24 protein-coding genes are annotated in these 24,901 nt (G+C 39.8%); 21 read left to right on the top strand and 3 right to left on the bottom strand.

The window, feature by feature from the left end:
- Positions 1 to 261: 261 nt before the first annotated feature.
- Positions 262 to 933 (bottom strand): DUF421 domain-containing protein, encoded by a 672-nt coding sequence (locus tag NSQ77_RS09400; protein ID WP_339230552.1) that lies wholly within the window; start codon positions 931 to 933, stop codon positions 262 to 264.
- A gap of 240 nt (positions 934 to 1,173) precedes the next feature.
- Here NSQ77_RS09400 and NSQ77_RS09395 point away from each other — a divergent pair, with 240 nt between their 5' ends.
- Genes NSQ77_RS09395 through NSQ77_RS09380 form a run of 4 tightly spaced genes read left to right on the top strand, consistent with a single transcriptional unit; the run spans position 1,174 to position 5,114 of the window.
- Complete coding sequence (locus tag NSQ77_RS09395; RefSeq protein ID WP_339230551.1) at positions 1,174 to 2,238, top strand: iron-siderophore ABC transporter substrate-binding protein; 1,065 nt, start codon at positions 1,174 to 1,176, stop codon at positions 2,236 to 2,238.
- Positions 2,228 to 3,271, top strand: coding sequence for an iron ABC transporter permease (locus tag NSQ77_RS09390; RefSeq protein WP_339230549.1), 1,044 nt, complete (start codon positions 2,228 to 2,230; stop codon positions 3,269 to 3,271). Before NSQ77_RS09395 ends, NSQ77_RS09390 begins: the two co-directional genes overlap by 11 nt.
- A complete protein-coding gene (locus NSQ77_RS09385; RefSeq protein WP_339230547.1) occupies positions 3,268 to 4,299 on the top strand; it encodes an iron chelate uptake ABC transporter family permease subunit in 1,032 nt (343 codons plus the stop codon). Before NSQ77_RS09390 ends, NSQ77_RS09385 begins: the two co-directional genes overlap by 4 nt.
- Entirely contained in the window at positions 4,299 to 5,114 is an 816-nt protein-coding gene (locus NSQ77_RS09380) for an ABC transporter ATP-binding protein (protein ID WP_339230545.1), read from the top strand. Before NSQ77_RS09385 ends, NSQ77_RS09380 begins: the two co-directional genes overlap by 1 nt.
- A gap of 44 nt (positions 5,115 to 5,158) precedes the next feature.
- Here the strand turns inward: NSQ77_RS09380 and NSQ77_RS09375 are convergent, their stop codons facing one another.
- A complete protein-coding gene (locus NSQ77_RS09375) occupies positions 5,159 to 5,767 on the bottom strand; it encodes a peptidoglycan-binding domain-containing protein (protein WP_339230544.1) in 609 nt (202 codons plus the stop codon).
- A gap of 214 nt (positions 5,768 to 5,981) precedes the next feature.
- Between NSQ77_RS09375 and NSQ77_RS09370 the strand changes: the two genes are divergently transcribed.
- The 12 genes from NSQ77_RS09370 (at position 5,982) to NSQ77_RS09315 (ending at position 18,100) form a co-directional block, all read left to right on the top strand.
- A complete protein-coding gene (locus NSQ77_RS09370) occupies positions 5,982 to 6,680 on the top strand; it encodes a response regulator transcription factor (RefSeq protein WP_339230542.1) in 699 nt (232 codons plus the stop codon).
- The gene (locus tag NSQ77_RS09365; RefSeq protein WP_339230540.1) at positions 6,680 to 7,657 is read left to right on the top strand and encodes a sensor histidine kinase; all 978 of its coding nucleotides are present in this window, start codon (positions 6,680 to 6,682) and stop codon (positions 7,655 to 7,657) included. Before NSQ77_RS09370 ends, NSQ77_RS09365 begins: the two co-directional genes overlap by 1 nt.
- Positions 7,658 to 7,770: 113 nt before the next feature.
- Positions 7,771 to 8,535: an ABC transporter ATP-binding protein gene (locus NSQ77_RS09360; protein ID WP_339230977.1), complete on the top strand. Its 765-nt coding sequence runs from the start codon at positions 7,771 to 7,773 to the stop codon at positions 8,533 to 8,535.
- Complete coding sequence (locus tag NSQ77_RS09355; protein WP_339230539.1) at positions 8,504 to 10,408, top strand: ABC transporter permease; 1,905 nt, start codon at positions 8,504 to 8,506, stop codon at positions 10,406 to 10,408. The genes NSQ77_RS09360 and NSQ77_RS09355 overlap by 32 nt, the downstream gene beginning before the upstream one ends.
- 502 nt (positions 10,409 to 10,910) lie before the next feature.
- Positions 10,911 to 11,723, top strand: a complete 813-nt coding sequence (locus NSQ77_RS09350; protein WP_339230537.1) for a helix-turn-helix domain-containing protein — start codon at positions 10,911 to 10,913, stop codon at positions 11,721 to 11,723.
- 39 nt (positions 11,724 to 11,762) lie between these two features.
- On the top strand, positions 11,763 to 12,722 hold the full coding sequence (locus NSQ77_RS09345) for an ABC transporter substrate-binding protein (protein WP_339230535.1): 960 nt from the start codon (positions 11,763 to 11,765) through the stop codon (positions 12,720 to 12,722).
- A gap of 29 nt (positions 12,723 to 12,751) precedes the next feature.
- A complete protein-coding gene (locus NSQ77_RS09340; protein WP_339230533.1) occupies positions 12,752 to 13,759 on the top strand; it encodes an iron ABC transporter permease in 1,008 nt (335 codons plus the stop codon).
- On the top strand, positions 13,752 to 14,783 hold the full coding sequence (locus NSQ77_RS09335; RefSeq protein ID WP_339230531.1) for an iron ABC transporter permease: 1,032 nt from the start codon (positions 13,752 to 13,754) through the stop codon (positions 14,781 to 14,783). The genes NSQ77_RS09340 and NSQ77_RS09335 overlap by 8 nt, the downstream gene beginning before the upstream one ends.
- Positions 14,784 to 14,809: 26 nt before the next feature.
- A complete protein-coding gene (locus NSQ77_RS09330) occupies positions 14,810 to 15,571 on the top strand; it encodes an alpha/beta hydrolase-fold protein (protein WP_339230529.1) in 762 nt (253 codons plus the stop codon).
- A 136-nt stretch (positions 15,572 to 15,707) separates the two neighbouring features.
- The gene (sspO, locus tag NSQ77_RS09325; RefSeq protein WP_339230527.1) at positions 15,708 to 15,863 is read left to right on the top strand and encodes a small acid-soluble spore protein O; all 156 of its coding nucleotides are present in this window, start codon (positions 15,708 to 15,710) and stop codon (positions 15,861 to 15,863) included.
- 488 nt (positions 15,864 to 16,351) lie between these two features.
- Positions 16,352 to 17,761 carry an NADP-dependent phosphogluconate dehydrogenase gene (gene gndA, locus NSQ77_RS09320; RefSeq protein ID WP_339230525.1) on the top strand — a complete coding sequence of 470 codons (1,410 nt, stop codon included), beginning with the start codon at positions 16,352 to 16,354 and terminating at the stop codon, positions 17,759 to 17,761.
- A 174-nt stretch (positions 17,762 to 17,935) separates the two neighbouring features.
- Positions 17,936 to 18,100 (top strand): hypothetical protein, encoded by a 165-nt coding sequence (locus tag NSQ77_RS09315; RefSeq protein ID WP_339230523.1) that lies wholly within the window; start codon positions 17,936 to 17,938, stop codon positions 18,098 to 18,100.
- A 1-nt stretch (position 18,101) separates the two neighbouring features.
- On the opposite strand, the gene NSQ77_RS09310 is transcribed toward NSQ77_RS09315, so the two are convergent.
- Positions 18,102 to 19,265: an ROK family protein gene (locus NSQ77_RS09310; RefSeq protein WP_339230522.1), complete on the bottom strand. Its 1,164-nt coding sequence runs from the start codon at positions 19,263 to 19,265 to the stop codon at positions 18,102 to 18,104.
- Positions 19,266 to 19,457: 192 nt separating this feature from the next.
- Between NSQ77_RS09310 and NSQ77_RS09305 the strand changes: the two genes are divergently transcribed.
- From NSQ77_RS09305 to NSQ77_RS09285, 5 genes are all read left to right on the top strand, one after another.
- Positions 19,458 to 20,396: a LarC family nickel insertion protein gene (locus tag NSQ77_RS09305; RefSeq protein WP_339230520.1), complete on the top strand. Its 939-nt coding sequence runs from the start codon at positions 19,458 to 19,460 to the stop codon at positions 20,394 to 20,396.
- Between the two features lie 21 nt (positions 20,397 to 20,417).
- On the top strand, positions 20,418 to 20,828 hold the full coding sequence (mgsA, locus tag NSQ77_RS09300; RefSeq protein ID WP_339230518.1) for a methylglyoxal synthase: 411 nt from the start codon (positions 20,418 to 20,420) through the stop codon (positions 20,826 to 20,828).
- Positions 20,829 to 21,127: 299 nt separating this feature from the next.
- Complete coding sequence (locus NSQ77_RS09295) at positions 21,128 to 22,390, top strand: lactate racemase domain-containing protein (RefSeq protein ID WP_339230516.1); 1,263 nt, start codon at positions 21,128 to 21,130, stop codon at positions 22,388 to 22,390.
- 28 nt (positions 22,391 to 22,418) lie between these two features.
- A complete protein-coding gene (locus NSQ77_RS09290) occupies positions 22,419 to 23,189 on the top strand; it encodes an SDR family oxidoreductase (RefSeq protein WP_339230514.1) in 771 nt (256 codons plus the stop codon).
- 64 nt (positions 23,190 to 23,253) lie between these two features.
- A complete protein-coding gene (locus NSQ77_RS09285; RefSeq protein ID WP_339230513.1) occupies positions 23,254 to 24,732 on the top strand; it encodes a gluconokinase in 1,479 nt (492 codons plus the stop codon).
- Positions 24,733 to 24,901: the final 169 nt, after the last annotated feature.

Raw genomic sequence — 24,901 nt, 5'->3', positions numbered from 1 at the left:
ATGGGCTAACTGCGAACGATTGTTTCTTTTAGAATTTAATTCTATATATTTATAAGTCCAAAGGGTGTGACCTAGAGAATTCGAACAAAGTTGTACCATTTTATACCTTTTTGCTTCATTTTAAGAACATAAGGTGAAAGAAATAATGAAGCTCTGGTTATCCATACCAGGGCTTCATTTAGCCTCGCCTTTTGTTTTTAGCAGAGTATATGAATATACCTTTGCAGGATTCACTATCCAGGTTATTTTGCTACAGTCCATTTAATAAGTTTGCACAAAAATTCCGTCGTCTTCTAACCACTCAGCTATAAAAACACTTTTATAATCTGCCACATTTTTGGATAAGAGCTGTGACTTTAACCAGTCTTCATCAAACCCGAGATCATTAACTTCATCCCATAATACTTTACCATCGCGAATGAGCGTAACAGGAACATAAACAGATTTAACGGGTAGATTGAAATCCTCCACTGTTGTTTTCTGGTATGGCGTTTTCTTTAAAATGCTAATTGATCCGTTTGCCTCTAAGTAACAAAAGGCAACTTCCCGAATAGAAAATGTTTCGCTTTGCCGAAGTAAACTTTGCAGCTGGTTGATATTCATTCGGTTCTTTTTCAGTGCCTCTTTGTCGACGATACCGTTTTTTATCAGAGCGGCAGGCTTTCCCTCAAAAAGGCCACGGAAAAACAAAAGCTTCTGACCCAAAAATTCAACAATAAATAGTAAAAAGCCCCATAAGCACATGGAATATAAAATATAAAAAGCTCCAATTTTATCTTCGTATAGAGCGTTTCCAAGTAATTCTCCCAAAATGATAGAGGCAATAAAAGTAAATGGTGATATTTGATTAATGATTTTTCTCCCAACAACTTTAACAATGATAAACAGCAAGAAAAATCCGAGAATAAGTTCGAATGTTAGCTTCGTAATCATTAAAATTCTCCATTCTAATCCTATGCTAGTAAATCAGTTTATTTTTGCCACTTAGCATAAAATTATTACATATGCTTTTAAGAGCCGTCTGTGGTAACAAGTTGGAACACCATTTGATACCATTTAACAAATAAAGTATAGGAAATGAAGCTAGAATTAAAAAAATTCTTGACAATCTATTAAAGTTAGCATAAATTTGATAATGATAATCATTATCAATAATATAAGGGGGTATAACAAATGAATACATATCGAAAAACTTTACTTACTGCATTACTATTTTTAATAGTCTTTATGATCGCTTTAGTTGGCTGTTCACAAAAATCAGATACAGCACCTGCACCGTCTGATGATAACGAAGCATCAGATTCCGCAGCTGCAGAATCTGAATATCCAATTGTAATCGAGCATGCTTTTGGCGAAACGGAAATACCAAGCAAGCCTGAACGTGTAGTTACCGTTCAATGGGGCAATCATGATGTTGCACTTGCTTTAGGTGTTGTACCTGTAGGCTTCTCAGCAGCAAATTTCGGTGTTCAGGATGATAGTGGTCTTTTGCCATGGACAGCTGAAAAGCTTGATGAGCTTGGTGCAGAAGATCCAAATGTCTTTCAGGATACAGACGGTCTTGACTTTGAGGCTATTTCAGATGCAGAACCAGACGTTATTTTGGCAGCATACTCTGGTATAACACAGGAGGATTATGACCTTCTAAGTCAAATTGCTCCAGTCGTAGCATTTCCAACCGCAGCATGGGCAACTACATGGCGCGAGCAAGTTAGTTTAAATGCAGCTGGTATGGGCATGAAGGAAGAAGGGGAACAGCTTATTAAGGATATTGAAGACATGGTAAACGAGAAATTGACGGAATACCCTCAGATTGAAGGCAAGAAGGTTGTGTGGGTCAACTTCTCGGCTGACGATATGTCTAAATTGCATATTTACACACCGATAGATTCCCGCGTCTCTTTCCTGCATGAGCTTGGGATGGTTTATCCTGATAGTATCACGGAGCAAATTTCGGACCCAAACAGCTACTCGCTGAATTTAAGTGCTGAGAATGCTGCGGATCTATACGATGCTGACCTAATTATTGGGTATGGTAACGATGAATTACTAGAAGCCCTTCAAGCAGATCCATTGCTTGGAAAAATCCCTGCGATCGAGAGAGGTTCTGTTGCATTTATTGAAAGTGATACACCTTTAGTGGCTGCTGGAACTCCGAATCCACTTTCGATTACGTATACGATTGATGAATACCTGGAATTAATAGGAGGAGCTATTGACAAGATAGATGAAAAATAGTTCGGCAGTTTCAAAGATGCATGAAGTCAATCCACATATACCGAAAAATTTTATGGTAGTTTTAGTAATTGGTTTTGTCTTGCTCGGCATGAGTGTATTCCTCTCCTTATCATTAGGCTCTCGAATGGTAGGATTACAGGAGGTGATGGATGGTTTATTCCATCAAGATATAGAATCTTACGAAGCAAATGTTGTTCGTAAAAGGATATCACGTACGGCTTTCAGTTTGTTTTGTGGAGCGGCACTGGGAGTTTCAGGAGCACTTATGCAAGCGGTCACTCGTAACCCGATTGCCGATCCAAGTATATTGGGAGTGAACACGGGAGCATCCTTATTTGTAGTTTGTGGTATGGCGTTTTTGAACATCAGCAGTGCACATCAATATATTTGGCTAGCATTAGCTGGAGCTGCAATTACTTCGGTTTTCGTATTCGGAATAGGTTCTCTTGGGCGTAGTGGTGCCACGCCCATCAAACTTGTTCTTGCGGGGGCTGCCACAACTGCAGCCCTTTCTTCATTGGTTGTCGCAATCATGATTCCACGTTCTCATGTCATGGACCAGTTTAGATTTTGGCAGGTTGGAAGTGTTGGTTCTGCAACTTGGGATGGTATTGCTACCTTCATTCCTTTTTTGCTAATCGGAATAGTGATAGCTGTTCTATCTGCACCAGCACTAAACGCATTGGCATTAGGGGACGCTATTGCAATAGGACTAGGTGTCCGAATTGGAATATTAAGGCTTATTGCAGCTCTTGGGGCTGTTCTTTTATGTGGTGCAGCGACAGCGTTGGCGGGTCCAATAGGCTTTGTCGGTCTTTTATCGACTCATGTTATGCGTCTTGTACTTGGTCCTGATCTGCGTTTTGTTATTCCGATGTCAGCAATTTCAGGTGCAGTCATATTGACGATTTCTGATGTCAGCGGCAGGATAATTGGAAGTCCTGGCGAGCTTGAAGTCGGCGTAGTTACAGCATTTATTGGTGCTCCACTACTAATTATATTAGCGATGAGATTGAAAGTGAGTTCGTTATGAGAAATGAATCTATTGCGTTTATTATGGCGGGGAGGCGTCAAAGACACCGCCGTTGGATATTGGTTACCAGCTTTCTTTTTGTCCTTGCATGCATTCTTTGCGGTGCGATGCTGCTATTAGGAAATACGATTCATCCAGTGAAAGATATAATCCGCGCCCTTTTGGGGGAACAGATTCAAGGTGTCTCATTTGCAGTTAATACGATACGTCTGCCGAGAATGCTGGCAGGAGTTTTTGCCGGGTTTGCCTTTGGTATTGCGGGAGACATTTTCCAGACGATGCTGCGTAATCCACTTGCAAATCCGAATGTAATCGGTATTACCACAGGATCCAGTGCAGCGGCTGTTTTTTGTATTGTCATTTTGCATGCAAGTGGTGCTGTCGTTTCAATTGCTTCCGTGATTGCTGGTCTTGCTACCGTAACATTCATCTATATTTTATCCAGAGGAAGGTCCTTTTCAATCGGACGATTAATTCTTATAGGGATAGGTGTACAGGCAATGCTTAATGCGCTGATATCCTATCTTTTGCTAGTTGGTGCAGAGCAAGATATACCAGCGGCGCTCAGATGGCTCAGTGGTAGTCTCAATGGCTCTCAAATGCATGAACTGCCACCACTTATCCTATCGGTTTTTATCTTTGCGCCTATCGTTATCATGTTAGCGAAGCAGCTTCGTATATTAGAACTCGGAGAACAGTCGGCAACTTCTCTTGGGGTAAATACCGACAGGACAAGAATGTTGCTTATTTTGAGTTCCGTCTGTATGATTTCCCTTGCGACTTCTACTACTGGACCAATAGCCTTTGTATCTTTCCTTTCAGGTCCAATCGCAAAGAGGCTGGTCGGGGGTGGGTTCTCAAATGTAATTCCAGCAGGCCTTGTTGGTATTAATTTGGTTTTGGCAGCAGATCTAATCGGGCAATTTGCTTTTGTAGTCAGATATCCTGTAGGCATCATAACGGGAATAATCGGAGCACCGTATTTGATTTACTTGCTAATCCGAATGAATCGAAAGGGGGAATTATAATGAAACAGACACATCTTTTCGAAGCTGAGCAACTAGTAGCAGGCTATGATAATAAAACGGTTATCCAAGAGATAAGCCTTACGATTCCCAGTAATAAAATAAGCGTTATTATTGGAGCGAATGCTTCTGGAAAATCGACACTTCTTAAAACATTAGCACAACTTATAAAACCGACATCTGGCAAAATTAATCTGGACGGAAAATCGCTTGCTAAAATTCCGTCAAAGCAATTGGCACGGGTTTTAGGGCTGCTGCCACAATCCCCCATTGTCCCAGAGGGAATCTCTGTCGCGGATTTAGTAGGAAGAGGAAGATTCCCGCATCAATCCATGCTTAGCGGATGGACAAAGAAAGATTATGAGGCAGTTGCTGAAGCAATGAGAATTATGGATATTACAAAGCTTGCAAATCATAATATTGACGAGCTATCAGGTGGACAAAGACAGCGTGTCTGGATTGCAATGGCTTTAGCACAACAGACAGATATTCTATTTCTCGATGAACCGACAACCTTTTTAGATATTACATATCAAATTGAAATTCTTGATATGCTTACAGATCTTAATCAAAAAATGGGAACAACGATAGTAATGGTTTTACATGATATAAACTTGTCTGCCCGTTATGCGGACAATATATTTGCTATTCATAATGGAAAACTTGTTGCTGAAGGGGAGCCATCAAAGGTTATTACAAGCCCTTTAGTGAAGGATGTTTTTGGTCTTGATTGTATTGTGGTAGAGGATCCGATTTCAGGATCTCCTTCTGTGGTGCCGATAGGACGACATCATGTTAACAATACCTATACGCCCTAAAAGACATTAAAAGCAGTGGATATAGTATCCACTGCTTTATCCACTTACCTTGGTTCTGATTCAACAACTTGCCCGTCATCGTATACATCATAGAAACCTACAGTTCCAGTGCCGCCATCATCTATTAGTGATTTACTAGCGACCTTCAGTGAGTAAAAAGTACTGCCATCTTCTGCTTGGTGAAGAACGCCATCACTGCTAAAGATCAGATCATCGTTATTCAACTCTTCTTCAGCCCGGTCAATTGCACCTTCTACCGTAAACATATCATTACTATCCTCAGCTAACAGTGCTGCCCAAGTTTCTTTACCAACAATACCATCTATCATCAAACTATGTTTTTTTTGAAACTGTATAACTTGCTCTTTCATCTGTGGTCCAAATATTCCATCTATGCTGGTCTCCAGTCCAAAGTGATTTAGCTTCTCTTGAACGAACTGGACTTCTAATCCTGCGCTATTTTTCATGAGGGTGGGCTGATGTTCGGGAGCTACTTCCAACAAAGGCTGAAGTTCCTCTGAAACTTCAGATCCGGACTTCTCTGTGATTTCAACAGATTCTCCACTAGAGGCCTCTGCTGCTTGAAACTGAAATGGTGCTAAAACTATACCGAGAGCAATTGCCGGAACTATCGTCAACCATCTCTTCTTCATAAATAAAATCCCTCCTCAGTTTTTTTGGTACAGTTGACTAGTTCCACAATGATAGATTTTTTAAACGTTTTTCCGCAGGGATTTGGAAACTCACTAGATCTGCTTTTCTATGAAAGTAAAGGAACTCGCGTTATCCCTTAAAAAAGGTATGGCATATAGGTTATACTTAAAAGCAATCAGATAAATATAAGCTAAACATAAAGGACGGTTACTAATGGCGAAGATTTTAATTATAGAAGATGATCCGAAAATCGCATCCCTTCTGCAAAATCACCTTAAAAAGTATGGATATGACGCGGTTATAACGGAGCAGTTTGATGCGGTCACCGAAGTGTTTAAACAGGTGCAGCCAAATCTTGTTTTATTAGATATTAATTTACCGAGCTTTGATGGGTTCTATTGGTGTCGCCAAATTAGACAGCTTTCAACTTGTCCAATTTTATTTATTTCAGCACGCTCTGGGGAAATGGATCAGGTAATGGCATTAGAAAATGGCGGCGATGATTTTATTACGAAGCCATTTGCATATGAAGTGGTCACAGCAAAAATTCGCAGCAGTCTGCGCCGGGCTTATGGAGCGTATGCTCCCAAGGTAAAGGAACGAGTAGTTGAATTGAATGGTTTGACGCTTTATGTGGAACGAATGGAACTAAGCAAGGATAAGGGACTTGCTTCGCTTACAAAGAAAGAGGCAGTGCTGCTTGAGGAGTTAATGAAGCGTTCGCCGCGTGTGGTGGCTAGAGAAGTGCTATTGGAAAAGTTGTGGGATGATCAATCTTTTGTCGATGAAAATACGCTTAATGTTAATGTAACGAGAGTCCGTAAAAAGCTGCAGGATTTGAACATAGAAGATGCTATTGAAACAATTCGAGGTGCAGGCTATCGACTCGTGCCAAATTGGGAGACTTCATAATGGTAAGGTTATTTTTCCGTGACCAGTTCCCTCTAATTCTAATCAACATTATTCAGCTTCTGCTCGTTTTGTTTGTTGTTTGGATGGGTGGTTTCCAGCACTTGTCTTTATTGATCTATGCCTTATTTCTTGGAATTTTTCTTTTGACCATTTATTTAGTTTTCCGTTATATAACCCATCGCAGATTTTACTATCGGTTAACAAGGCAAATTAGCAGTCTGGATGAGGTTTTTGAATCATTGGATGCTGCTCCTGTTTCAGCAGCCCTTAGTGATTTGCTTAAAGCGCAGCATCGGCTCTATGTAAATGCTATACAGCAACAAGAGAAAAAGCGAAAAGAACATTTAACCTTTATTAATCAGTGGGTCCACCAAATGAAGACTCCATTGTCTGTCATGGAATTAATTATTCAAGATCGTGATGACGAGCAAATGATGAGTATTCGAGAGGAAATGGATAAATTAGAAAAGGGACTTGAGATGGTTTTATATGCAGCAAGATTGGACGCTTTTGAACAAGATTTCCATGTACAGCCTGTTTCATTGAAAGCCGCAGTAGACGGAGCAATCCGAGATAATAAACGTCTTTTTATTAAGAATCAGGTTTATCCAGACATACAAGTTACTTCGTCAATGATTGAATCCGACGAAAAATGGCTGGAGTTTGTCTTTAATCAGGTTATCACCAATGGTATTAAGTACTCCAGTGGAATAGGGAAGAGGATATCGATATACGATCAAGAAACGGAAAGCGGAAGAGATTTAGTGATTCAAGACACGGGCGTTGGAATTCCGAAAACTGATTTAAAGCGCGTATTCGACCCATTTTTCACAGGTGAAAATGGCCGTGTTTACCGGGAGTCTACAGGTATGGGGCTGTATCTAGTAAAGGAAGTTTGTGAAAAGCTAGGGCATGAGGTTCACATAGAATCTGTGCAGGGAGAAGGCACACTGGTCAGGATAAGATTCTTTCCTTAAATCTGCAAACAAAACCTTACATGATTGTAAGGAAAATGAAAGTTAGAGCGATGTTTAAATTCCCCATTTTCTTTTACACTGTATATAAGAGGAAAGGGGTTTTTGGATTGGATATATTAAAGATTAAAAACTTAAGCAAGGTATATGACGGAAAAGTAGCCCATAAGGCATTAGCAGATATAGATTTAACAATTGAAGAAGGAGAATTCGTAGGAATCATGGGTCCTTCTGGAAGCGGGAAATCAACCTTGCTCAATCTGGTAGCGACCATTGATCAGCCAACCTCCGGGAGCATTATGGTGAACGGCAAAGACCCGTTACGAATGAAGCATAATGAGCTGGCGATATTTCGGCGCCGGGAGTTAGGCTTCATCTTTCAGGATTTCAACTTGCTGCCTACATTAACGGTAGAAGAGAATATTGTTCTCCCGCTTACGCTTGAGGGTGTTCGCGTGAAAGAAATGGAGGAAAAAGTAGCAACTGTAGCAGAAAAGCTTGGGATTACGCCAATCTTGAAAAATCGGATTTACGAAATATCAGGTGGACAGGCGCAGCGAACTGCCATTGCCAGAGCAATTATTCACCGTCCTAAGATGGTTTTAGCGGATGAACCGACAGGTAATTTGGATTCAAAATCTTCGCGGGCGGCAATGGATATAATGGAGAAAATCAACAAGCAGGATAAGACAACGATGATGATGGTAACACATGACCCAGTAGCAGCAAGCTATACAGAGCGAGTTGTTTTTATTAAAGACGGAAAGCTGTTTAACGAAATTCATCGCGGGGATAATCGCCAAGCTTTCTTCCAAAAAATTATTGACGTGTTATCACTGTTGGGAGGGGATGCAAGTGACCTTTCGTCAATTCGCGTTTAATAATGTTTTACGAAATAAGCGTATCTATGCAGCATACTTCCTAAGTAGTCTTTTTTCGGTACTCGTCTTTTTTGTGTATGCAATCTTTGCTTTCCATCCAGGATTATCAGCGGTACACCCAGCTGTATCCAAGGGTCTGCACTTTGCCGAAGGGATTATTTACGTTTTTTCCTTTATCTTTGTCCTTGTATCGATGAGTGCCTTTTTACACTCACGAAAAAAAGAGTTCGGTCTCATGGTGATGCTTGGCATGACAAATCAGCAATTACGCCGAATGGTCTTTTTAGAGAATATACTAATTGGTTTTTTAGCAACGGCTTCTGGAGTAGTTGTAGGGCTCGTATTTGCTAAACTGTTTTTAATGACAGCAGAAACAGTCTTGGATTTAAAGGAAATGCTGGATTTTTATATCCCGTGGCAAGCTGTTGTTTTAACATGCGGTGCTTTCTTGTTCTTATTTATTATCATTTCCTTCTTTACAGTCGTGATTTTGAAAGGAAATAAATTAATCGACTTGATTAAAGGAAGCTCAGCACCTAAGAAAGAGCCTAAAGCTTCTGCTGCCCTTTCGATAGTGGCATTCCTTTTATTAGCAGCTGGCTATGCAGTTGCATTGGCAGTAAGCGGAGCGATGGTTGTTGCTGCAATGGTACCTGTTACGATTATTGTTATTATCGGTACGTATTTTCTTTTTACACAGTTAAGTGTATTTGTGATTCATCAGTTAAAGAAACGCAAATTCCTGTTTTGGAAAAAGACAAATCTTGTCCTGTTTTCTGATCTGGCTTACCGAATGAAGGATAATGCTCGTGCCTTTTTCTTTGTAGCGATTGTTTCGACCGTTGCTTTTACTGCAATTGGCAGCCTTGTAGGTTTTCGCTATATGTCCACGACTTCACTGGTGGAGAACACTCCATTTGCAATGGATTATGTATCTAATTATGGAAATGACGATGAAGAAGAGCATATTCAGCTGATTGAATCAAGCTTAGCCGATTTTCCTTACACAGAAGCGGCTGTTCATATCAAAAAGGTTTCTATACCTAGCTTGGCTAGTAAGTATGCGCCGCTTACAGGTATTATTTCGGAGTCTGAATATAATGAGCTGGCTAAAGCAGCTGGGCAACAGGACCAACAGCTTGAACTTACAGATAATCAGACAGTCTACCTTTACTATCAAAATTCTACCACTGAAGCAACAGAACATGTGGAGAATATGGATTTGGAAATTGACGGTAAAGAGCTGAAACAGATCTCAAACCAGGGTTCAAATCTGATTCGAACGTATGATGATTACCTTGTAGTAGATGATCAATTCTATAATGATATAGAAGCAACCGAGTCAGAGAGTTACTATGGATTTCAGGTGAAAGATTGGAAGGCGACCGGAGAGGTTGGTGAGCAGCTTCTTAAGGACATGGATGTAGCTGAAACAAGAGGATATGGGGAGGATTTTCGCATTGCTAGTCTTGGCAACGATTGGATGGTGCTAAATCAGTCATTAGGTGCCACGTTATTCATTGGATTATTTATCGGTGCAGTATTTTTTGTTGCTGCGGGAAGCTTTTTATATTTCCGTTTGTATGCTGATTTAGAAAACGAGAAACAGAAATTTACTGCGATTAGTAAAATAGGGCTTACAGATAAAGAACTATCCAAGATATTAACGACTCAATTAGCATTGTTATTCTTTGTTCCAATTACCGTTGCAGTCATACATGGAGCAGTAGCTTTAACCGCACTGCAAAATATGTTTGACTTCAGTTTGTTTAAGAGTTCGGCTCTCGTTTTAGGAAGCTTTGGAGTAATTCAAATTGTTTATTTCCTGGTTATCAGATATAACTATATCCGAAAAATAAAAAGTTATTTATAAAGTGAAATTTCATTCAGTGGGGGTTTCCCTTCCCCCACTGAATGTTAGTTGACCAGAATCAGGTATTTACGGGCTGTTTACCCCGCCTTTACATGTTTTTGGTTCCCTTATGCATAGAGGTTGGGGGATTACAGCCCGTTAATGCGTGATAAAAAGGAACATGAGGGAAGTACCTATCTTCTCTGCGTGTTCCTTTTTTTAGTAGTTAAATAGATGAAAGATAACACGGCAAAGGTTTGTTTTTAACAGGACAAACGAGATGAAATGGACTTTTTACATACAATGGATAAAATAACACAAAAAAACTTTGCAAAACTCCATGTACAAATAACGGAAATTTGCTATTATTTTAATTGAGGATGATTCTCATTATCATTTCTTGTTTGAAAAAGTATACAGAGGGATTGCTTAATCAAAATGTAAATCTTCGGATCGGCTGCATTCCGTACTCTAATCGAATTCACGTTGTGTTTCCCTGTATCTGAAGAAAGGAGTTGGTCATATGGCAAATATGGAGCAAATAAAAGAATTGTATACAGCAGCTCCATTATCCTTTGTTGATATTATTACGCAAAAGGTTACATATACAAATTCAGTCCGAACAATTTTTACGAATGAAAAACTAAGTGGGTTGGTATTTCCTTTAAGGGGAACGGCACAATTTTCGATTGATGGGTTAACTTATGAGCTTGAACAAGGCTCCATTTTACATGTAGGTCCCAATATGGAGATGAAGCGTACGGTAGCAAATGATGAGATTTTTGAATATGCAGTGATTCACTTTGAACTCTCTAATGAATCAGCGAATCGATTTCCAATTTTTATGGAGCATTTTATGATCCGGATTGGCGATAGTATAAAGTTAAACAATCGGGTTCATCAGCTTATGCAAAATTTCCTGATACCCGGTGGGTTGGCATTTTTACAATCGAAGCGATTATTTTTAACGATTTTGGCAGAGATGATTGTGGCAAGTGAGAAGAGAGATTTAGATAAAGCGGAAAATATGGATGTCATCATTCAGTATATGCATCAATTTTTTCCGAAAGGGATTACCATATTACATGTTGCAAAGCATTTTCAGATAGACCGCAGGAGACTATCGTCTTTATTTGAGAGACAAATGGGAGTTAGCCCAAATATGTATTTAACCGACTTGCGGATTCAGAAGGCGAAGTTATTGCTTCGTACATCTAATCTATCAATTGCGCATATTGCCGAAAGTATTGGTTACAGAGACCATTTTTATTTTAGCAGGGTTTTTAAAAAGGAAACTGGATTATCCCCGACTTTCTACCGGAGGCATTTGGGATAACGATTCACTACAAAATGAATAAAAAGGGAGCGTTACGATATGAAGCTAAAAACACGGTTATGTATTCTACTATTTATTAGTCTGCTTGCATTAGGCGGATGCAATACAGGGGACGCGTCGAAGGAATCGGAAGCATCCGTGAATGGGGGAGAAACGAGTGAATCGGACGTAAGGGAGATTACCTATTTAGGAGAAACGTATACGGTTCCGAACGAAGTGGAGCGCATTGTAATTACTGGAGCAATGGAAGCGATGGAGGATGCTACGGCATTGGATGTTGAGCCTGTAGGGGCTATTACGCTTGGCGGAGAGTTCCCAGAGGTATTTAAGGAATCGATGGGGCAAGCAGAATCAATTGGGGAGAAGCAAGAGCCTAATTTTGAGAAAATATTACAGTTGAAACCTGATGTTATTTTAGGAACAACTAAATTTCCGGAAGAGGTTGTAAGTAAGCTGGAACAAATTGCTCCAACCATTTTAGTTTCCCATATTTCAACTGATTGGGAGGATAATCTGCTGTTAATGGGAGCGTTAAGCGGAAAAGAGAAGGAAGCTGAAACATTACTGAGTGATTACGATCAACTTGTTGATACAGCAAAGGCAGATCTATCAGGGGATTTTGAGGATAAAACTGTTGTTGCAATTCGCGTTCGGGCGGGCAAAATGTTTATTTATCCAGAAAACGTCTTCTTCAATCCGATTTTGTATAGTGAGCTAGAATTAAATGCTCCAGAAGCAGTAAAGAACGCTAAAGCACAAGAGGAAATATCGATCGAACAGCTTGCGGAAATGAATCCTGACCATATTTTCATGCAAGTGCAGCAGACAGGGACACAGGAGAATGAACAAGTCTTTGAGCAATTAAAACAAAATTCGATTATCCAAAATATCGACGCATTTAAAGAGGATCAAGTCTATGTAAACATCGTTGATTCCTTGTTAGAAGGGGGATCTGCATACAGTAAAAGTGAATTTGTGAAAGCATTGCAGAGTAATTGAGATTACAGGAGGAAATAGGGGTAACGTGCATGACTAGTATCCAAAAAAAAACGACTCTATTACTGATTAGCATACCAATTGGTCTCGTGGTTACAATATTGTGTTCGGTTATGTATGGTGCGAACACCTATAACATATCGACTGTTTTTGAGGCTGTCTTCCATGCTGATCTTTCTAATATGGATCATCTGATTATTCGCACGTCCCGTATTCCGCGTGTTATTGGGGCTCTGTTAGTCGGACTATTTATAGCCATTTCAGGTGCATTAATGCAGGGGATGACGAGGAATTATCTCGCATCCCCTGGTATTATGGGAGTTTCAGATGGATCCGTTTTTGTTATTACGCTGAGCATGATATTTTTGCCGAACACATCACCATTGACATTAATTATTTTTTCGTTTATTGGGTCTGTTCTAGGTCTATTATTTGTGTTTGGAGTTGCTCGTTTAATACCCAATGGATTGTCTCCCATTTCTTTGGCCATCATTGGGACGATTCTTGGTATGTTCCTAAATGGCGTTTCCCAGGCGCTTGCTACATATTTTCAGGTATCACAGAATATTAGTTTTTGGTATAACACAAGGCTGCATCAAATTGACCCGCTTGTTATTAAATGGTCAATTCCTATTGCAATCATCGGGATCCTTCTAGCATTGGTGGTTAGTAAAGCAATTACAGCAATCTCTTTAGGGGATGAAGTCGCCCAAGGACTGGGAATTAAACTGATGAAGATGAAATTACTAACGATATTAAGCGTAGCAATTCTTACTGGTATTTCGGTAGCGATGGTTGGGAAAATTACATTTATTGGGCTGGTTATCCCGCATATCGCCCGCTTTATTGTAGGAGAAGATTACAAACGGATTATTTTTTTTGCTGGCATACTAGGGGCGTTTTTCTTAGCTTGGGCAGATATTATCAGCAGGGCAATCAATCCGCCATTCGAAACTCCAATTGGCGTCGTAACAGCCTTAGTAGGTGTTCCGTTCTTCCTTTATTTAATTCGAGTAAAGGGAGGAAAACAACATGCATAAACGTAGGGAAAATCGCCGTTTTATTCGGATATTTTTGCTGGGAATCGTGTTCACCATTTTCATCATGTATATGAGTTTAGCAACTGGCATATTTGATCTAACGCATTTGGAGATCATTCAGACTCTCCTGGGACTTGATGCTCTCTGGGAAAACCATCTTGTTATTTATCAATTTAGACTGCCCCGTATTGTGATTGGTGCATTTGTCGGATGTGCTTTAGGAATGGTAGGTTCTGTTTTACAAGGTGTAACAAAAAATTACTTAGCAGATCCAGGCATTTTAGGAATACAAGCTGCAGTTGGGTTTTCTGTTGTTTGTTATATGCTTATCGTCCAAAGTAATGTAACTGGGATGAGCGAGCTGTCTATCATTAGTATGTCCCTGTTTGGTTGGATTGGAGGTATACTGGCGGCCATCTTTCTCTTTTTGTTTTCAAGGAAGCAAGGAGAAATTGACCCGAGACGGTTGATTTTAGTCGGGATCGCACTGAATGCTGGATTTGGAGCACTTACTCTTTTTGTATCCTTAAAAATGAACCCACAAGATTTTGAAATGGCTGCGGTTTGGCTATCCGGAAGTATTTACAGTGCTTCTTGGGAACAAATTTATTCGATGATTCCGTGGTTTATCCTGGTAGTTCCGCTCTTTTTGTGGAAGGCTCGTACGTTGAATCTTTTACAGCTTAATGAAGTGACTATCATTGGATTAGGAATACGGGCAAACCGAATCCGGTTCTTGCTTCTTTTGGGAGCGGTAGGATTAATCAGCTCCTCTGTTATTGTCTCTGGGAGTATTGGTTTTGTTGGGCTGATTGCTCCGCATATAGCAAGACGCTTGGTAGGAATCCAATATCCATACATATTGCCAATTAGTGGTCTGACTGGCATGCTGTTGGTTGTGGTGGGAGACTGGATTGGACGAACTATCTTTGCACCCGCTGAATTGGCTGTAGGGATAGTCATTTCTATAATTGGTGTTCCATATTTCATTTACTTATTAATGCGTTCCGCACGTACCGCGTAACATTTTGATAAAAGGGGGGATACACTATGAATCATGATCTGATAGAGACATTTCGACATCCGATATCTGATATACCTTATCAAGTAAGCATATCGATTCCAACTGATTGTGCTCCTAAAGAAGGTTTCCCGGTTTTATATGTTTTGGATGGAAATGCATATGGAACGTTATGTAGAGAGATTGTAAAGATACAGTCCAGGCGCGCTGAGAAGACGAGAGTATCTCCGATGATTATCGTTAGTATAGGATACGCTGTAAATGATATTTTCCCTTCTTTAAGAGTGTATGATTTTACACCTGCATCAGCTGCTGCGTCCCTCCCGCCCAAGCCAGATGGCGCATCATGGCCAAAGCATGGTGGGGCAAAAGTATTTCTCAATTTTTTAGAGACGATTGTTCAGCCATTTGTATATCAGTCAGCTCCTGTTAATCCAAATAATCAAATACTGTTTGGCCATTCATTAGGTGGGTTATTTGTTTTAAATACGTTGTTTGAACATCCCAATTTATTTCGGAACTATATTTGCTTTAGTCCATCCATTTGGTGGAATGGCAAGGAGATTTTAAATAGGGAACAAGAGGATTTTCTCATGCATGATCGAAATCTGTTTATGGCTGCAGAAAGAACGGAGAAAATGGATATGCACGAGAATGCCTTCCACCTTTTTCGAAGGCTGCAAGTAAATAATCCGAAATCTGTCGCCTTCCGATCTCCAATGGGGGAAAACCATATGTCAATTGTTCCTAGTGTTTTAAGTGATGCGCTTCGTTACTTATTTAGCCGTTAGCAAAAGTGATAAACGTTGCTGGCTGTCTATAGGAAACCATAATATTTGATCACGCAGGATAATGCTGGGGAGTATTTTTAATTATACATACTATCTTCCCAGACGAGGAACCATAGAAATATGGAGGTGTTTATCTGTGAGCAAAAAGGAAAAGAATAAACAACGTGAAGTCGTAAGTGATAAACATGCAGTAAGAGAAAAGCTATCGACTGAATTTGACCATGAATTTGCTAATGAACCATTAACAGCGGAAGAGAGACATAATAATAAAAAGACGAAGAAAAGACAATAGTAAAATCGACACTTCTCCGGAATTCTCCTGGGAAGTGTCGTTTCTTAAATGAATTATTTACAGAAAATAGGACAGCTTTTTCTTGAATAATAAACCGGTTACATATATTATTAATATGTGAGCTGTTAATAGTTTGTCTATCAAACAAACTATTAGTGTTCTGAGTGTTATTATTATGATTGCAATTTTCCAATCTGCAATCGTCTCCGTGTATGGTTACATCAAACTTGTAAGCTTTGGTGGATTGCTATTATATAACGAATCCATGAATGCCTAAGTAGTTTAGTTTCGACGGCACAGATGGTATAATATATAAATGATAAGAATATATTCGTGTTTCGGACATCCAGTGTGTATAGAGGACCTCGGTTTAATATCTAGTTTCAATAATATAAAGGGTATAACAGCTGACTGAGACTGGGTGTTAAGAAAAGTTTGGAGCATATTGTGTAATGTTTTTAAAATAAGGTATAAAGGATGGTATTAAGATGTCACAACAACAAATTGGTGTTATCGGTTTAGCGGTAATGGGGAAAAATTTAGCATTAAATATTGAAAGCAGAGGAAACTCTGTAGCAGTATTCAACCGTTCTTATGAAAAGACAGAGGACTTCCTGGCTAATGAAGCGCAAGGAAAGAATTTTGTTGGTGCGAAAACCATTGAAGAGTTTGTGAATTCTTTAGAAAAGCCTCGTAAAATTCTATTGATGGTTAAAGCAGGAGCTGCAACAGATGCAACCATTGAATCTTTACAACCTTACTTAGAAAAAGGCGATATCCTGATCGATGGCGGAAACACCTTGTTTGAGGATACGATGCGCCGCAATAAAATGCTTGATGAAACAGGCATTCACTTTATCGGAACAGGAGTTTCCGGCGGAGAAGAAGGAGCACTTAACGGACCTTCCATGATGCCTGGTGGACAGAAGGAAGCTTATGAGCTTGTTGCACCTATCTTTGAAGCGATTTCTGCAAAAGTGGATGGCGATCCATGTGTCACATACATTGGACCAAATGGTGCTGGGCACTTCGTGAAAATGGTACATAATGGAATTGAATACGGTGATATGCAATTAATCGCAGAGGCGTATGATATTTTAAAAAATGTACTCGGCATGGATGCTGGGGAGCTGCATGAGGTATTTACAGAGTGGAACAAGGGTGAGCTTGACAGTTACCTAATTGAGATTACTGCAGATATCTTTACGAAAACAGATGACGAAACAGGAAAGCCTCTAGTAGATGTCATCATGGATAAAGCGGGACAAAAAGGAACTGGAAAATGGACAAGTAAAAATGCGTTGGATCTAGGTGTTCCACTACCACTTATTACGGAATCTGTATTTGCACGATTCATTTCTTCCTTGAAGGATGAGCGTGTAAAAGCTAGTGGTGAACTATCTGGTCCAAGCGTACAAAAACACGAAGGTAATCGCAAAGAGCTAATCGAAGCGGTTCGTAAAGCACTATATATGAGTAAGATTGTTTCCTATGCACAAGGATTTGCACAAATGCGTGCAGCATCTGAAGAGAATGGCTGGGATCTTCAATATGGTGATATTGCGATGATCTGGCGTGGAGGCTGTATTATCCGTGCAAACTTCCTGCAAAAGATTAAAGATGCATACGATCGTGAACCGCAACTAGCTAACTTGATGCTAGACCCATATTTTAAAGAAGTTGTGGAGAACTATCAATCTGCCTTACGTGAAGTTGTTGCTTTAGCAGTACAAAACGGAATTGCTGTACCAACATTCTCTAGTGCGGTTGCTTACTATGATAGCTATCGCACAGCAGACCTGCCAGCAAACTTAATTCAAGCACAGCGTGACTACTTTGGTGCCCATACGTATGAGCGCAAAGATAAAGAAGGTACATTCCATACAAACTGGTTTTAATAAAGCTGTGCATCTTCCGAACACCTTGAAATGAATAAGAAATTATTTAGTCCTTCATACTTAATATGAAGGACTTTTAGTGTGTATAAGAACTTTATCCTATCCTAAAATAACGATATTCTGATTGGAATCGACCAAGAGAGAGGCTATCCGGCGTAAAAAGGAAGTATACTGATGGAAATCGACCGAGAGAGGGGCTATCACGGTGTAAAAGGTAGTATTCTGATTGAAATTAATCGCACATCAAATGCTGAGGATAAAATAGCGTGTGAAAACCCTGAAAGATTTCCACACGCTACTTATATACGTATCCATCTGCTGACAATGAACTTCAACTAGATTAATCGCCGCTCTTAAAGGTTACTTCTTGTACTTCAAGGAAATTTTGAATGCCAAGTGCACATGCACCTAGGACAATTGCATTTCTGCCTAAGTCAGACAGTACAATTTGGCGATAAACACTTACAGAAGATTGGAGATTTTTTTCAATTTCATCAATGGCATTCGGGAATAAATACAATAGCTCACTGTTAAGCACTATAGTTTCTGGGTTATAGGAATTAATCATGTTATTAAGTCCGATGGAAACATAGCTGATAAATGTTTTCATCTCCTCACATGTAGTAGGATCCTTTTCTGCGATTAACTGTTTTAGATCCTTGTGGGTTAAGTTTGGACGGTCAAGCTTTTCAGCGAGACTTGAAAACACGGCCGGTTCTGCTGCATAAAGCTCCCAACAGCCATGATTGCCACATTTGCAGGCCTTTCCAAAAGGAGAAATAATCATATGTCCAATTTCTCCTGCATAACCATCATTTCCTTTAACAAGGTTGCCATTGTTCATGATTCCAGCACCGATACCAGAACTAAGGACAATGGCTAATAAATTATTGCTGTGATGATGCTTGTACACTCTTTCAGCATAAACGGAGAGATTCGCAGTATTTTCAATTGAAATATTGACATCTAATTCACTTTCTATATCTGATTTTAAATTTTTATTTCGCCATTGATATCTCGGAACAAAAAGAATAGATTGATCATTGTTTACGGTGCCATGAACTCCTATTATAGTCTGGACCAATCCATAATGACAGTTGGCATATTTTTGCTTGTATTTTTTAATCTGTTTGATTAAAATGTTTACTATTTCTTCGTAGTTTTCTGTGCCAAGTTTTACTGTATTTGTTTCGATTTCCTTCCCTTGAAGGTCGGATATTCGGTATTGGATTTCCATATAGTCAAGGTCAATTCCAAGTACATAACCAGCGTCCCCGTTAATGGAAAGCATAATTGGCCTTCTCCCAACAGCATTATGTTCCTGCTGTGTTTCACACACAAGCTTTTCATCCAGTAAATCAACAACCTGAACAGAAATTGTTGCTTTATTCAGCCCAGTAATCTTGGAAAGCTCTGCCCTGGATACGAAACCGTGTTCAATTATTTTTTGCAAAATGATGCTTCTGTTTATTTTTTTGATGTAAGCTCCATCGCCTGTAACCATGGTGTTTTCCCCCTTTGTCATAACGAAATGAGAATTATGTATAAAAACATGTTATTATTTGTTTAGTAAACAAATAATAACATTCTGCAAAGAAATAGATATCTGCCCTACTATTATCTTTGTGTGAAAAGGCTTTCAAAAATCTTGTGAGCCGTTAATAAATCAATTATAACAAAAAAAGGAGATTTTGGAATGAAAATTCTATATTTTGATTGTTTTTCTGGCGTAAGTGGAGATATGACGATTTCATCATTAGTTGATGCAGGTGGTGATCCGATTCATTTAGAGAGAGAATTGAAAAAGCTAGGCATGGAAGATGAATATCAGTTAAAATGGAATAAGATCGTTAAAAACGGTATCAAAAGCATGAAGTTTGATGTCGTACTTTTAAATGAAGCTGAACAGCATCACCACCATGAACATGCACATGCACATAATGAAGCTGAACAGCATCACCACCATGAACATGCACATAATGAAGCTGAACAGCATCACCACCATGAACATGCACATAATGAAGCTGAACAGCATCACCACCATGAACACACACATAACGAAGATGGACACCACCATCATCATAATCACGCACATGATCATGATCACCATCATGCGCATCACCATCGTTCCTATAAAGATATTGTAAAACTGATTAAAGGAGCGGAGTTTCCAGAACCAGTAGAGGAAACGGCATTAAAGATTTTCAAAAAAATAGGTGAAGCAGAAGGACGGATTCATGGGATGCCACTAGAAGATGTCCATTTCCATGAAGTGGGTGCAGTAGATTCCATCATAGATATTGTTGGCACAGCTATTCTACTCCAGCAGATGGAAATTGATTCGGTGATAGCAGCTCCAGTTCCGGTTGGAAGTGGGAAAATACGTATTGATCATGGCGTATATCCAGTACCAGCACCAGCTACGTTAGAGATTTTACGTGGTATACCAATCGCTGCCAGCGAGCTGAAAGCAGAACTGACAACACCAACGGGAGCGGCGATAATTGCGGTTTTAGCAGAGGAATTTGGCAATATGCCGACAATCAAAGTGGATGCAATTGGATATGGAGCGGGAACCAAGACCTTCCCAGATCATCCGAATGTATTGCGAACCATTATTGGTGAGAGGTATTAATATAAGAAATGGGGGATAATGATGAAAATTGCATTGATTGCTCATGACAAAAAGAAAACAGATATGGTTCAGTTTACACAAGCCTATAAACATAGTCTTGAAAAACATGAGCTTTATGCAACTGGTACGACAGGATTAAGAATCGCCGAGAGCACAGGACTAGAGGTTCACCGATTTCAGTCAGGACCACTTGGTGGAGACCAGCAAATCGGTGCAATGATTGCGGAGAATAAAATGGATATGGTTATTTTCTTTCGCGATCCACTTACTGCTCAACCACATGAGCCAGATGTTTCAGCACTAATGCGTCTCTGTGATGTATACGCTGTTCCGCTAGCAACCAATATGGGAAGTGCTGAAGTATTCATTCATGGTCTAGAGCGGGGAGATTTACAATGGCGTGAGATTATTGCTGCCAAACGGAGTGATTAATAGCTAAATGAAGGTTTCTATCAGTTAATCAGTTGACTGTCAAAAACCTTCATGTTATGCTTTTTATATAATTTGTTTGGTAAACAAATTAATTGAAGTGCATTTTGAAAGGGATTACAAAATTGGTTTTTGCAGTAAGTAATGCAAAAAATGCAGAGGAGAGACCCAGTCAAATGGTCTGCCAATGCTAAGCTTTCAAACAGCATCCCGAAAAAGGGTTATCCTTTACTTGCTAGGGAAATATAATATGTAATTATTTGTTATAGATAATTTTATAATGAAATGGAGTGAATCGTTTTATGGGCATTTTACAGGAGCTGCTACAGGATATTCCTGTACCGAAATTGGCAAAAGTAAAGCAAACGTTTGACCGTACAAAAGAAGAAGATGTTGTTGGAACATTACAGGCACAGTTAGAAAAGGTTAAGGACACAGTTAAACCGGGCATGGAGATCGCTATTGCAGTTGGTAGCCGCGGGGTGGATCGACTTGTTGATTTAACTGCAGTAACAGTTAAGTTTCTGCAAGATTTGGGAGCAAAACCTTTTATTGTTCCATCCATGGGTAGTCATGGAGGTGCGACAGCGGAAGGGCAAAAGGCAGTACTAGAGCATTTAGGCGTTACAGAAGAAGCGGTAAATGCAGAAATTCGTTCTTCCATGGAAGTAGTAAAAATTGGTGAGCTTCCGAACGGCTTACCGGTGTACATTGATAAACTTGCATCACAAGCCGATGGCATCGTAGTCGTTAATCGCGTTAAGCCACATACAGCATTTCGTGGGCCAGTAGAAAGCGGCATCATGAAAATGATCAGTATTGGTCTTGGGAAACAAAAAGGTGCTGAAGCATGTCACCAGTTGGGCTTTAAGCATATGGCTGAGCATGTTCCTGCAATGGCTAGAATGACGATGGAAAAAATGCCAATCGTATTCGCTGTAGCAACCGTTGAAAATCCCTTCGATAAAGTTGCAAAAGTAGAGGTGCTTCGTCCAGAGAACATTGAAGCAAGAGAAACAGAGCTGCAAAAGCTTTCCAAACAGCTGCTGCCGAAGCTTTTCTTTGATGAAATCGATGTGCTCATTATTGATGAGATTGGTAAAAACATAAGTGGGGACGGAATGGACCCAAATATTACTGGCAGATATCCGACGCCATATGCTCATGGTGGCCCAGATGTATCCAAAATGGTCGTTCTAGATGTAACACCACAATCAGAAGGAAACGCTAATGGGGTAGGTACAGCAGATTTTACAACCGAGCGACTAGTAAACAAGATGGATAAGCATGGAACATATGCAAATGGATTAACTTCTACAGTTGTTGGACCAACACATATTTCAACAACATTGCCAAATGATAAAATGGCAATTCAGTCTGCTATTAAAACATGTAATATTCTTGATTTTACAAAGGTGAAATTAGTTAGAATCAAAAATACGTTAGAAATAAGTGAAATCGAAGTATCTGAAGCATTCCTTGAACATGTGAAGGAGCATAAGAATTTGGAACAGATTTCAGATTTGTACAAATTTGGTTTTGATAAAGAAGGCAACTTATTTTAATACATTATTTATTAGGGGGAATTATAGAGTGAGTAATTTATTTGACTTAACAGGGAAAATCGCAGTTGCAATCGGTGGAAACAGTACGTTAGGTGCTTCCATGGCAAAAGGACTTGCTGCGCACGGGGCAACGGTAGCAATTGTTGGTCGTAATTTAGAAAAAGCTGAAGCAGTTGTAAAAGATATTGAGGCAGATGGTGGATCGGCAAAAGCCTTTCAAGCAGATGTCAGTGATTTGGAATCCGTAGAGAAAGCTGCAAAAGATATTGAAACATGGTCTGGTGGCTGGGATATCGTTTTAAACGCACCTGGTAAAAACAGCTCTACCCCATTCCTTGAACTTGAAACAGATGAGTGGGATGATATTATGGATGTTAACTTACGAGGACTTGTGTTTTCCACACAAATTTTTGCAAAGCGTATGATTGAGCAGCAACGTAAAGGTAGCATTATTAATATTTCATCTGTATCATCGACAACACCGTTGTCTCGTGTATTTACGTATTCAGCATCAAAGGCTGGGGTAAACAGTGTCACACAATATTTAGCGAAGGAATTTGCACCACATGGGATTCGTGTAAATGCAATTATTCCAGGTTTCTTCCCTGCAGAACAAAATCGTAAAATTTTGGATGAGGCTCGAATTGAATCAATTATGAATCATACACCAATGGAGCGATTCGGTGAACCAGAAGAACTGCAAGGTGCAGCAATTTACCTTGCATCCGATAAAGCATCAGGCTTTGTAACTGGATCTCTACTCCGTGTTGACGGTGGTTACGGAAGCATGACAATCTAAAGAGATAGGGGCTCCTTAATATTAGGAGTCTTTCTTCACTACGTCTGTAAAGGATGAGATAGCTTTGAAAAGAAAATTAGTAATTGGACTGGATATTGGGACGACAAGCGCAAAAGCTGTCGTCTTTGATATGAAGGGGAAATTAATTGCAGAAGCAGAAGAAATGATTGAAACGTATTACCCGCAAGCAGATTGGGCAGAACAGAATCCGAAAGAAGTAGAAGCTGCTTGTTTAGCGGCGATGAAGCAGGTTGTAAAAAGAGCGAATGCTGATCAGGATGAGTTGCTCGCAACGGGAATTTCTTGTGCAATGCATTCGCTTATTTGCATAAACGAGCATCTTGAACCATTATCCAACATGCTTATTTGGTCGGATGGTAGAAGCAGCAAACAAGCAGAAACGCTTATGCAGTCCGAACAAGGAAAAGAAATCTACGCTCGGACTGGAACACCGATTCATCCAATGACACCATTGATGAAACTGTTATGGATGCGTGAAAATAACTACGAGCCTTATGAAAAGGCAGCATACTTCATGACAATGAAGGAATATTTATTGCAAAAATGGTTTGGTACAAGCGCCATCGATTATGCAATGGCATCTTCTACTGGTTTAATGAATGTAAAGGATTTAGATTGGGATAGCACTGCTTTAGCTGCAGCTGGCATTAAACGTGAACAGCTTTCAGCAATTGTAGCCCCAACAGAAACCTTCACAACAATTGATGCACAAATTGCAGCTGAAATCGGAATCGCGCCAGACCATCCATTTGTGATTGGAGCGGCTGATGGACAATTGGCTAATCTTGGAAGTGGCGCAACTGCACCAGGTGAAGTAAATATTTCAGTTGGTACGAGTGGTGCGATTCGACAGTTTGTACAAGGTGCGCCAGTAAATGAAGTAATGGAAACATTTACGTATGCTTTTTCAGAGGAGCGTTCGATTATTGGCGGGCCAACGAATAATGGTGGAATTGCGCTGCAATGGTTTAAGGATATCATTGAATTTAAGGGAACACATGATCAGTTGCTTGAAGGTGCAAAAGATATAGAACCAGGAGCAGAGGGGATTATTTTCCTCCCTTATGTAAATGGAGAGCGTGCCCCACTTTGGAACCAAAAGGCAAAAGGAAACTTCTTCGGGCTGTGCATGGGGCATAAAAAGGAACATATGACACGTGCTGTATTAGAAGGAATTGCTTTCAATATTTATCAAATCAGTCAATCATTAGAGAAGATGGCAGGCGAATCGAAAAAAATCAGTGTGAATGGTGGACTATCCAAATCCGAGCTTTGGGTACAAATTCTTGCTGATATTTTCGGCAGTGACATCCATATTTCCGATACACATCATAACGCTGCATGGGGAGCTGCATGGACAGCTTTAGTAGCTATTGGTGAAGCAGCAAGCTTTGATGATATTAAAGAGAATATGCCTGCAGAGAAAGTAATCCATACAAACAAAGATAATCATGAGATTTACTTAAAAATCTTTGAAAAATATGAGAAAATGGTTAGTGACTTAATGGTGTATTTTACTTAAATGTTTTTCGTTAACTACGATGCTTTAATGTCGTATTGGAAAGAAGCTCCGAACTAATGATTATTTGCTTAATCGGAGCAATAGTTGCCGTCCGGGATCGCTTCGGGCGGATGCTTTCCGTGGGCACGGCTTCAGCCTCTCCGGAAGAAGATCGCTTCCGGTGAGTCTT

This window comes from Oceanobacillus sp. FSL K6-2867 (assembly GCF_037963145.1).
GTDB lineage: Bacteria > Bacillota > Bacilli > Bacillales > Amphibacillaceae > Oceanobacillus.
This window is presented reverse-complemented; position numbering and strand designations above follow the sequence as displayed.